This is a genomic window from Streptomyces sp. NPDC126497, assembly GCF_040302425.1.
Lineage (GTDB): Bacteria > Actinomycetota > Actinomycetes > Streptomycetales > Streptomycetaceae > Streptomyces.
The window spans coordinates 21,591-31,664 of record NZ_JBEORT010000079.1 but is presented as its reverse complement, the minus strand read 5'-3'; the positions used below and the strand labels follow the sequence as shown (position 1 = coordinate 31,664).

The following is a 10,074-nucleotide window of genomic DNA, read 5'->3' as shown; positions in this document are numbered from 1 at the left end:
TTGCGTTTCCGACTCTATCAGATCTTTTCCGACCCGATTTCCTCGGTGCTTTCCAGGTTCCCGCTTCCGCGTTTCCCTTTCCGGCGGTTCCGACTTTATCAGACGATTCTCAGTCGGATTTCCCCTCCCCTTCCGGGCGATGGTTCCGACCTACGAGGTGGTCGGGTGCCCGATCGGGAGGAGTTGCAAACGTACTGGAGCGGGGCGCCTCGATGCAAATCGAGGCGCCCCGCTCCCGGTGCGCTCGTGCGCGCGGCCCGACGGACCGTCAGACCTCCACCACCACGGGCAGGATCATCGGCCGGCGCCGATAGGTGTCGGAGACCCACTTGCCCAGCGTGCGGCGGACCAGCTGCTGCATCTGGTGGGGTTCGACGACCCCGTCCTGGGCCGAGCGCTCCAGTACCTCCGTGATCTTCGGGAGGACGTCGCCGAAGGCCGAGTCCTCGATGCCGGAGCCGCGGGCCTGGACGTGGGGACCGCCCGTGATCTTGCCGGTGGAGGAGTCGATGACCACGAAGACCGAGATGATGCCCTCGTCACCGAGGATCTTGCGGTCCTTCAGAGCCGGCTCGCCGACATCGCCGACGGAGAGGCCGTCGACGTAGACGTATCCCGCCTGGACCTTGCCGGAGATCCTGGCCTTGCCCTGGACGAGGTCGACGACCACGCCGTCCTCGGCGATGACGATGCGGTCGTGCGGGACACCGGTCATGGCGCCCAGCTCGGCGTTGGCGCGCAGGTGGCGCCATTCGCCGTGGACCGGCATCAGGTTCTTCGGACGGCAGATGTTGTAGAAGTACAGCAGCTCGCCGGCCGAGGCGTGGCCCGAGACGTGGACCTTGGCGTTGCCCTTGTGGACGACGTTGGCGCCCCAGCGGGTCAGGCCGTTGATCACGCGGTAGACCGCGTTCTCGTTGCCGGGGATGAGCGACGACGCCAGGATCACGGTGTCGCCGTCGACGATGCGGATCTGGTGGTCGCGGTTGGCCATGCGGGACAGGGCCGCCATGGGTTCGCCCTGGGAGCCCGTGCAGACCAGGACGACTTCGCTGTCCGGCAGGTCGTCCAGGGTCTTGACGTCCACGACCAGTCCCGGCGGGACCTTGAGGTAGCCCAGGTCACGGGCGATGCCCATGTTGCGGACCATGGAGCGGCCGACGAACGCGACCCGCCGGCCGTACTCGTGTGCCGCGTCCAGGATCTGCTGGATGCGGTGGACGTGGCTGGCGAAGCTGGCCACGATGATCCGCTTGCGGGCGCCGGCGAAGACCTGGCGCAGCACGTTGGAGATGTCGCGCTCGTGCGGGGTGAAGCCGGGGACCTCGGCGTTCGTGGAGTCGGTGAGGAGGAGGTCGATGCCTTCCTCGCTGAGCCTGGCGAACGCGTGCAGATCCGTGAGGCGGTTGTCCAGCGGGAGCTGGTCCATCTTGAAGTCGCCGGTGTGGACCGCCATGCCGGCGGGCGTGCGGATGGCCACGGCGAGGGCGTCGGGGATGGAGTGGTTGACGGCGATGAACTCGCAGTCGAAGGGGCCGATGCGCTCGCGCTGTCCTTCCGCCACCTGGAGGGTGTACGGGCGGATGCGGTGCTCCTGGAGCTTCGCCTCGATGAGGGCGAGGGTGAGCTTGGAGCCGATCAGCGGGATGTCCGGCTTCTCGCGCAGGAGGAAGGGGACGCCGCCGATGTGGTCCTCGTGGCCGTGGGTGAGGACGATGCCCTCGATGTCGTCGAGGCGGTCCCGGATGGACGAGAAGTCCGGCAGGATCAGGTCGATTCCGGGTTGCTCCTCCTCGGGGAAGAGCACTCCGCAGTCGACGATCAGCAGACGGCCTCCGTACTCGAAGACCGTCATGTTCCGGCCGATCTCGCCGAGACCGCCGAGCGGGGTGACGCGCAGGCCGCCCTCGGGGAGCTTCGGGGGCGGTCCGAGTTCAGGATGCGGATGACTCAAAAGACTCTCCTCACACACGCGCGCCACGTACCGGTGGGCACGTGGCGCGCATGACGTTCGTGCAGAAGCAGTTGTCGTTGTGGGGTGCGGGCACCGGTGTCCCGCCTATTCAGTTGTGAAGTACGTCTGCGCGAGCGGGCGCGCGAAGTCTGATTACGGGAGTTGTACCCCGCCGGCAGCAAGATCGATCTTGAGCTGTTCGACCTCTTCCGGCGTGCACTCGGCCATGGGGGCGCGCAGGGGTCCGGCGGGGAGACCCTGGAGGGTGAGCGCCGCCTTGGTGGTCATGACGCCCTGGGTGCGGAACATGCCCGTGTAGACGGGGAGCAGCTTCTGGTGGATCTCGGTGGCCTTCTGGACGTCTCCGGAGGTGTACGCCTCGACCAGGGCGCGCAGCTCGGGGGTGACGAGGTGGCCGACGACCGAGACGAAGCCGACCGCTCCGATGGAGAGCAGGGGCAGGTTCAGCATGTCGTCGCCGGAGTACCAGGCGAGGCCTGAGCGGGCGATGGCCCAGCCGGCGCGGCCGAGGTCGCCCTTGGCGTCCTTGTTGGCGACGATGCGCGGGTGCTCGGCGAGGCGGACGATCGTCTCCGTGCTGATCGGGACGCCGCTGCGGCCGGGGATGTCGTAGAGCATGACCGGCAGCCCGGTGGCGTCGGCGACGGCCGTGAAGTGCCGGTGGAGGCCCTCCTGCGGGGGCTTGTTGTAGTACGGGGTGACGACCAGGAGGCCGTGCGCGCCGGCGCGCTCGGCGGCGCGGGCCAGTTCGATGCTGTGGCGGGTGTCGTTGGTGCCGACCCCGGCCACGACCTGGGCGCGGTCGCCGACGGCCTCCACGACGGCCCGTACGAGGTCCGATTTCTCCGCGTCGCTGGTGGTGGGGGACTCGCCGGTGGTGCCGTTGACGATCAGGCCGTCGTTGCCTGCGTCCACCAGGTGGGTGGCGAGCCGCCGTGCGCCGTCGAGGTCGAGTGCGCCGTCCGCCGTGAAGGGCGTGACCATGGCGGTGAGGACCCGCCCGAAGGGGGTCTGCGGAGTGGAGGTCGGAGCCATGGGTTACACGCTACTCGTTGCTCAGGTCGGGGTCTTCCCTCGGGGGAGTCGACAAGGTGGGGCGAAGGGGACTCGGTACTGCCTGCTCGGGGGTTCAGGCAGTACCGGGCCCGTCTGATCAGGCTAGATGAACTTCATGAAATACCGCAATACGGACACCGTGTGCGGCCGATCCGTACATCTGTGCTCGCCCGCGTGAGCTGCGGTCCTACGGAGCCACGCGCCCGTTGGCGTTGAAGGCGGCGTAGGTGAGCGGCATGAGACGGGCCCATTCGGCCTCCATCCTCTCGCCCACCATCTCGATCTCCCGCTGGGGGAAGGACGGGACCTTCGCCAGCTCGTGCTGGGTGCGCAGGCCGAGGAAGTGCATCAGCGAGCGGGCGTTGCAGGTGGCGTACATCGAGGAGTACAGGCCGACGGGGAGCACCGCGCGGGCGACCTCGCGGGCGACGCCGGCGGCGAGCATCTCCTGGTACGCCTCGTACGCCTGCCGGTAGGAGTCCTCCATGGCGCGGCCGACGAGCTCCTGCTGGGCGGGGGTGCCCTCGACGAAGCGGTACTTGCCGGGGCGGCCCTCCTGGACCAGCTTGCGGGACTCGTCCGGGACGTAGAAGACCGGCTGGAGCTCCCGGTAGCGGCCCGACTCCTCGTTGTACGACCAGCCCACGCGGTGCCGCATGAACTCGCGGAAGACGAAGATCGGGGCGCTGATGAAGAAGGTCATCGAGTTGTGCTCGAAGGGGCTGCCGTGGCGGTCCCGCATCAGGTAGTTGATCAGGCCCTTGGAGCGCTCGGGGTCCTTGTCCAGCTCGGCCAGGGACTGCTCGCCGACGGTCGAGACGCGGGCGGCGAACAGTACGTCGGCGTCGGACGCGGTGTGCTTGACCAGCTCGACGGTCACATCGCTGCGGAAGTCGGGCTTGAGGTCGTCGGCGGGGGTGTCGGTCACGGCGCGGAGGGTCCTTCCATCACGTCTCTCGGGCGGCGCCCACTCTACGGCGCGGCACCGTCAGCGGGACCTTCGGCACCGGGAGGCGACATACGGCGGTGAACGACGGCGAACTTCTGCGAATTCGGTGAAAGCGGGCACCTCCCGGGGCCGTCGTTCGTCTGTGTCGGTGACAGCGATTCGTTCGACACCGAAGGAGGCGTGCCCCTGATGTCCGGTCGACGCGAACCCGTACCGTTCGCTTTCGTCGCCGAGGCCGAGAGGTTCCGCAGCAATGTCACCCCACCGCCCCGGGAGCGGGCGTCCGTCGGCCAGGTGGCCGGGCGCTGTCTGCTGGGGCTCACCCTGGTGGCCGGGCTGGTGGGTTCCCTGGTCATCGGGATGCCGGCGCTGTCCGCCGATCCTTCGGGGGCGGGGGACCGGCAGTCACAGGCGACCGAGGGGCGCTGAGCCGTCCCGGCCGTGGCACCGGCTCCGTCCGGGCCCCCGAGGGTGGTGGCCGGGGACGCGGATCGATAGCCTCACCGGGCACTGCTGACGCATGGATCGAGTGAGGACCCGTCGTGCCCCTGCCCTTCCTGACGGCCGACCGCGCTTTCGACGCGGCGGACGACGTCGCCCTGCCCTACGACGACCGGGACCGCTGGCGGCGCCCGTACCGTCCCGGGCCGTGGCGCGTGGGAGCGGCGGCGCTCCTGCTGCTGCTCGCGTCGTTCGTGCTGTTCGCGGCGGTGATCATCGCGGCGACGGCGACACCGGCGTCCGCCGCGGCGGTGTTCGCCGTCGCGCTGGCCGTCGTCGCCGGCGCGCTGCGGCTGCTGCGCATGGGCGTGTGGGTGAGCGCCCGGGGGCTGCGCCAGGTGGCCTTCGTGACCACCCGCACGACCGCCTGGGAGCAGCTCGTCTCCGTGCGCACGGTGCAGCAGCCGGTGCGCTGGCTGGGGCTGCCCCGGACGGTGCAGGGGCAGGCGCTGGTCCTCGCCCGGCGGGGGCGTTCGGCGGAATCGCTGCCGCCGCTGCTGACCTCGCACAACGCGGACTTCCTGGGGCGTGACCAGCTGGCCTTCGACCGGGCGGCCGACGCCGTGGAGGCGTGGGCCGCCGAGTACCGGCGCGACTGAGCGGTTCCGGGCCCCCGTGGTCAGTGGGAGGTCTTGTGCAGGGCGATCGCCCGCTGCATCGCCTTGCGGGCGCGGGGGGTGTCGCGCGCGTCGTGGTAGGCGACGGCCAGCCGGAACCAGCTGCGCCAGTCGTCGGGTGCGTCCTCCGTCTCGGCCTTGCGGCGGGCGAAGACCTCGTCGGCGGAGTCGCGGTCGATCCGGCCGCTGGGCAGCCGCTTCAGCTCGTCGACGGGCAGACCGCCCTCGGCGTCGAGTTCGGCGGCGAGCCGGTTGGCGTCGCGGACGAACGCGGTGTTCTTCCACAGGAACCAGAGACCGATGACCGGCAGGATCAGCACCGCGACGCCGAAGGCGACGGTGAGGGGGGTGCCGGCCTCGATGAGCAGCACGCCACGGCTGCCGACCAGGACGAAGTAGACGACCAGGACGGCGGCCGTGACGGCGTAGGAGATCTTCGCGCGCATGGGAGTCGGCTCGGGCTCAGTTCAGGTCGAGGAAGTGTTCCAGGCCGAAGGTCAGGCCCGGGGTGGTCACCACGCGGCGGGCGCCGAGCAGGATGCCCGGCATGAAGCTGCTGTGGTGCAGGGAGTCGTGGCGGACGGTGAGGGTCTCGCCCTCGCCGCCGAGCAGGACCTCCTGGTGGGCGAGGAGCCCGCGCAGCCGGACCGCGTGCACGGGGACCCCGTCGACGTCCGCGCCGCGGGCGCCGTCCAGGGCGGTGGCCGTGGCGTCCGGGGCGGGGGCGCTGCCGGCCCGGCGGCGGGCCTCGGCGATGAGCTGGGCGGTGCGCGTGGCGGTACCGCTGGGGGCGTCCACCTTGTTCGGGTGGTGCAGCTCGACCACCTCGACGGACTCGAAGTAGGGGGCCGCGATCTGCGCGAACTTCATGGTGAGCACGGCGCCGATGGAGAAGTTCGGCGCGATGAGCACGCCCGTCTCCGGGGACTGGTCGAGCCAGCCCCTCAGCTGCGCGAGGCGGTCGTCGGTCCAGCCGGTGGTCCCGACGACGGCGTGGATGCCGTGGCGCACGCAGAAGTCGAGGTTGCCCATGACCGAGGCGGGGGTGGTCAGCTCCACGGCGACCTGGGCGCCGTTCTCGGCGAGGGTCTCCAGTTTGTCGTCCCGGCCGAGGGCGGCCACCAGTTCCATGTCCTCGGCGGCCTCGACGGCCCGTACCGCCTCGGAACCGATCCGGCCCTTGGCACCGAGGACCGCCACGCGCAGCTTGCTCATGTTCGTTGTTTCCTTACCGGGAGGGGTCAGGCGACGGCGTCGTGCAGGCGGGACGCCTGCTTGTCCTTGAGCGGGCCGATGACCGACAGGGAGGGCCGCCGTCCCAGGACGTCGCGGGCGACCGAGCGGACGTCGTCCGGGGTGACCGAGGCTATCCGGGCCAGCATGTCGTCGACCGACATCTGCTCGCCCCAGCACAGTTCGCTCTTGCCGATACGGTTCATCAGCGCGCCGGTGTCCTCCAGGCCGAGGACGGTGGATCCCCTCAGCTGGCCGATGGCGCGCTCGATCTCGTCGTCGGGGAGGCCGTGCTCGGCGACCCGGTCGAGTTCGTCGCGGCAGATCTTCAGCACGTCGTGCACCTGGGAGGGCCTGCAGCCCGCGTACACGCCGAACAGGCCGCAGTCGGCGAAGCCGGAGGTGTACGAGTACACGCTGTAGGCCAGTCCGCGCTTCTCCCGGACCTCCTGGAAGAGGCGGGAGGACATGCCGCCGCCGAGGGCGGTGTTGAGCACGCCCAGGGCCCAGCGCCGCTCGTCGGTGCGGGACAGGCCCGGCATGCCGAGGACGACGTGCGCCTGTTCCGTCCTGCGGCCGACGAGCTCGACCCGGCCGGCGGTGCGCAGCGCGCGACTGCCGCCGCGCGGGGCGATCGGAACGGCGTCGGGGTCCTTGAGGGCGCCGGCCTTCTCGAAGGCGGCGCGGACCTGGCGGACGACCTTGTTGTGGTCGACGTTGCCGGCGCAGGCGACCACGAGGTGGGTCGGGTCGTAGTGCTTCCTGTAGAAGCGGCGGATGCGGTCGGCGGTGAGGGCGTTGACGGTGTCGACCGTGCCGAGGACCGGGCGGCCGAGGGGGTTGTCGCCGAACATGGTGTGCGCGAACAGGTCGTGCACGCAGTCGCCCGGGTCGTCCTCGGTCATCGCGATCTCCTCGAGGATGGCGCCGCGCTCGACGTCGACGTCCTCCTCCTGGATCAGCGAACCGGTGAGCATGTCGCAGACCACGTCGATGGCGAGCGGCAGGTCGGTGTCGAGCACGCGCGCGTAGTAGCACGTGTACTCCTTGGCCGTGAACGCGTTCATCTCGCCGCCGACGGCGTCGAGGGCGGAGGAGATGTCCAGGGCGGACCGGCGGGAGGTGCCCTTGAAGAGCAGGTGCTCCAGGTAGTGGGTGGCGCCGTTCAGGGACGGGGTCTCGTCGCGGGATCCGACGTGGGCCCAGATGCCGAAGGTCGCCGAGCGGACCGAGGGCAGCGTCTCGGTGACGACGCGCAGGCCGCCGGGGAGGGTGGTCCTGCGGACCGTGCCGATGCCGTTCTCGCCCTTGATGAGGGTTTGGGTACGGGCGACGGCCCGCGCCTCCGAGGAGGTGCGGGCCGTCGCCTTCACGCTACGGGACGTCACTTGGCGGCGTCGTCCTTCTGCTCCGCGTCGCCCTCTTCGCCCTCGATCACGGGGATCAGGGAGAGCTTGCCGCGGGAGTCGATCTCGGCGATCTCGACCTGGACCTTCTGGCCCACGCCGAGGACGTCCTCGACGTTCTCCACGCGCTTGCCGCCGGCCAGCTTGCGGATCTGCGAGATGTGCAGCAGTCCGTCCTTGCCGGGCAGCAGGGAGACGAAGGCGCCGAACGTCGTCGTCTTCACGACCGTGCCCAGGTAGCGCTCGCCGACCTCGGGCATCGTCGGGTTGGCGATGCCGTTGATGGTCGTACGGGCGGCCTCGGCGGAGGGGCCGTCGGCGGCGCCGATGTAGATGGTGCCGTCGTCCTCGATGGTGATCTCGGCGCCGGTGTCCTCCTGGATCTGGTTGATCATCTTGCCCTTGGGGCCGATGACCTCGCCGATCTTGTCGACCGGGATCTTCACCGTGATGATCCGCGGCGCGTTCGGGGACATCTCGTCCGGCGTGTCGATCGCTTCCATCATCACGTCGAGGATGTGGAGGCGGGCGTCACGGGCCTGCTTGAGGGCGGCGGCCAGGACGGAGGCCGGGATGCCGTCCAGCTTGGTGTCGAGCTGGAGGGCGGTCACGAACTCCTTGGTGCCGGCGACCTTGAAGTCCATGTCGCCGAAGGCGTCCTCCGCACCGAGGATGTCGGTGAGGGTGACGTAGTGCGTCTCGCCCTCGATCTCCTGGGAGATCAGGCCCATGGCGATGCCGGCGACGGGGGCCTTCAGCGGCACACCGGCGTTCAGCAGCGACATGGTGGAGGCGCAGACCGAGCCCATGGAGGTCGAGCCGTTGGAGCCGAGGGCCTCGGACACCTGGCGGATCGCGTAGGGGAACTCCTCGCGCGTCGGCAGGACCGGGACCAGGGCGCGCTCGGCGAGGGCGCCGTGGCCGATCTCGCGGCGCTTCGGGGAGCCGACGCGGCCGGTCTCACCGGTGGAGTAGGGCGGGAAGTTGTAGTTGTGCATGTAGCGCTTGCGGGTCACCGGGGAGAGGGTGTCCAGCTGCTGCTCCATGCGGAGCATGTTGAGGGTGGTGACGCCCAGGATCTGGGTCTCGCCGCGCTCGAACAGCGCCGAGCCGTGCACCCGCGGGATGGCCTCGACCTCGGCGGCCAGGGTGCGGATGTCGGTGACACCGCGGCCGTCGATGCGCTTCTTCTCCTTGATGACGCGCTCACGGACCAGGGACTTGGTCAGCGAGCGGTACGCGGCGGAGATCTCCTTCTCGCGGCCCTCGAACTCCGGCAGGAGCTTCTCGGCGGCGAGCGCCTTGACGCGGTCCAGCTCGGCCTCGCGCTCCTGCTTGCCGGCGATGGTCAGCGCGGAGGCGAGCTCCGGCTTGACGGCGGCGGTGAGGGCCTCGAGGACGTCGTCCTGGTAGTCCAGGAAGATCGGGAACTCGCCGGTCGGCTTGGCGGCCTTCGCGGCGAGGTCGGACTGGGCCCGGCAGAGCACCTTGATGAAGGGCTTCGCGGCCTCCAGACCGGCGGCGACGACCTCCTCGGTCGGCGCCTCGGCGCCGCCCTCGACCAGCTTGATGGTCTTCTCGGTGGCCTCGGCCTCGACCATCATGATCGCGACGTCGCCGTCCTCCAGGACGCGGCCCGCGACGACCATGTCGAAGACGGCGTCCTCGAGCTCGGTGTGCGTCGGGAACGCGACCCACTGGCCGTTGATCAGCGCGACGCGGACGCCGCCGATCGGGCCGGAGAAGGGGAGGCCGGCCAGCTGCGTGGACGCGGAGGCGGCGTTGATCGCCACGACGTCGTACAGGTGGTCGGGGTTGAGCGCCATGATGGTGGCGACGACCTGGATCTCGTTGCGCAGGCCCTTCTTGAAGGACGGGCGCAGCGGGCGGTCGATGAGGCGGCAGGTGAGGATGGCGTCCTCGGAGGGCCGGCCCTCACGGCGGAAGAAGGAGCCGGGGATCCGGCCCGCCGCGTACATCCGCTCCTCGACGTCCACCGTGAGCGGGAAGAAGTCGAGCTGGTCCTTGGGGTTCTTGGAGGCCGTGGTGGCCGACAGCACCATGGTGTCGTCGTCCAGGTAGGCCACGGCGGAGCCGGCGGCCTGGCGGGCCAGGCGGCCCGTCTCGAAGCGGATGGTGCGGGTGCCGAAGGAGCCGTTGTCGATGACGGCCTCGGCGTAGTGGGTCTCGTTCTCCACTAGCGTTTTCTCCGTTACTTTGTCGTCTTTCGTCCCGCCTCGCCCGTGTGGCGGGGGGACGGGGACGGAGAAGCGCTCCACTGGTGCGGGCCGGTCTTCGATCGAAGCTCCCGGGGTTGACCCTCCCGGGGGCCACTAC

The 10,074-nt window shown here is 70.1% G+C and carries 9 protein-coding genes; 2 read left to right on the top strand and 7 right to left on the bottom strand.

The window, feature by feature from the left end; genetic code table 11:
* Positions 1 to 268: 268 nt before the first annotated feature.
* The 3 genes from ABTY20_RS26505 to thyX all read right to left on the bottom strand — a co-directional run bounded on the left by ABTY20_RS26505 (position 269) and on the right by thyX (position 3,959).
* Complete coding sequence (locus tag ABTY20_RS26505; protein WP_351999565.1) at positions 269 to 1,954, bottom strand: ribonuclease J; 1,686 nt, start codon at positions 1,952 to 1,954, stop codon at positions 269 to 271.
* Between the two features lie 153 nt (positions 1,955 to 2,107).
* On the bottom strand, positions 2,108 to 3,010 hold the full coding sequence (gene dapA / locus ABTY20_RS26500) for a 4-hydroxy-tetrahydrodipicolinate synthase (protein ID WP_351999564.1): 903 nt from the start codon (positions 3,008 to 3,010) through the stop codon (positions 2,108 to 2,110).
* Positions 3,011 to 3,218: 208 nt separating this feature from the next.
* The gene (gene thyX / locus ABTY20_RS26495) at positions 3,219 to 3,959 is read right to left on the bottom strand and encodes an FAD-dependent thymidylate synthase (RefSeq protein WP_351999563.1); all 741 of its coding nucleotides are present in this window, start codon (positions 3,957 to 3,959) and stop codon (positions 3,219 to 3,221) included.
* Between the two features lie 210 nt (positions 3,960 to 4,169).
* Between thyX and ABTY20_RS26490 the strand changes: the two genes are divergently transcribed.
* Both ABTY20_RS26490 and ABTY20_RS26485 read left to right on the top strand, forming a co-directional pair.
* Positions 4,170 to 4,409: a hypothetical protein gene (locus ABTY20_RS26490; RefSeq protein ID WP_351999562.1), complete on the top strand. Its 240-nt coding sequence runs from the start codon at positions 4,170 to 4,172 to the stop codon at positions 4,407 to 4,409.
* 113 nt (positions 4,410 to 4,522) lie between these two features.
* Entirely contained in the window at positions 4,523 to 5,080 is a 558-nt protein-coding gene (locus ABTY20_RS26485; protein WP_351999561.1) for an SCO5741 family PH domain-containing membrane protein, read from the top strand.
* A gap of 20 nt (positions 5,081 to 5,100) precedes the next feature.
* On the opposite strand, the gene ABTY20_RS26480 is transcribed toward ABTY20_RS26485, so the two are convergent.
* Genes ABTY20_RS26480 through ABTY20_RS26465 form a run of 4 tightly spaced genes read right to left on the bottom strand, consistent with a single transcriptional unit; the run spans position 5,101 to position 9,935 of the window.
* Entirely contained in the window at positions 5,101 to 5,544 is a 444-nt protein-coding gene (locus ABTY20_RS26480) for a tetratricopeptide repeat protein (RefSeq protein WP_351999560.1), read from the bottom strand.
* Between the two features lie 16 nt (positions 5,545 to 5,560).
* Entirely contained in the window at positions 5,561 to 6,313 is a 753-nt protein-coding gene (dapB, locus tag ABTY20_RS26475; RefSeq protein WP_351999559.1) for a 4-hydroxy-tetrahydrodipicolinate reductase, read from the bottom strand.
* Positions 6,314 to 6,339: 26 nt separating this feature from the next.
* Positions 6,340 to 7,719 (bottom strand): M16 family metallopeptidase, encoded by a 1,380-nt coding sequence (locus ABTY20_RS26470; protein ID WP_351999558.1) that lies wholly within the window; start codon positions 7,717 to 7,719, stop codon positions 6,340 to 6,342.
* Positions 7,716 to 9,935 (bottom strand): polyribonucleotide nucleotidyltransferase, encoded by a 2,220-nt coding sequence (locus ABTY20_RS26465; protein WP_351999557.1) that lies wholly within the window; start codon positions 9,933 to 9,935, stop codon positions 7,716 to 7,718. The genes ABTY20_RS26470 and ABTY20_RS26465 overlap by 4 nt, the downstream gene beginning before the upstream one ends.
* Positions 9,936 to 10,074 lie beyond the last annotated feature (139 nt).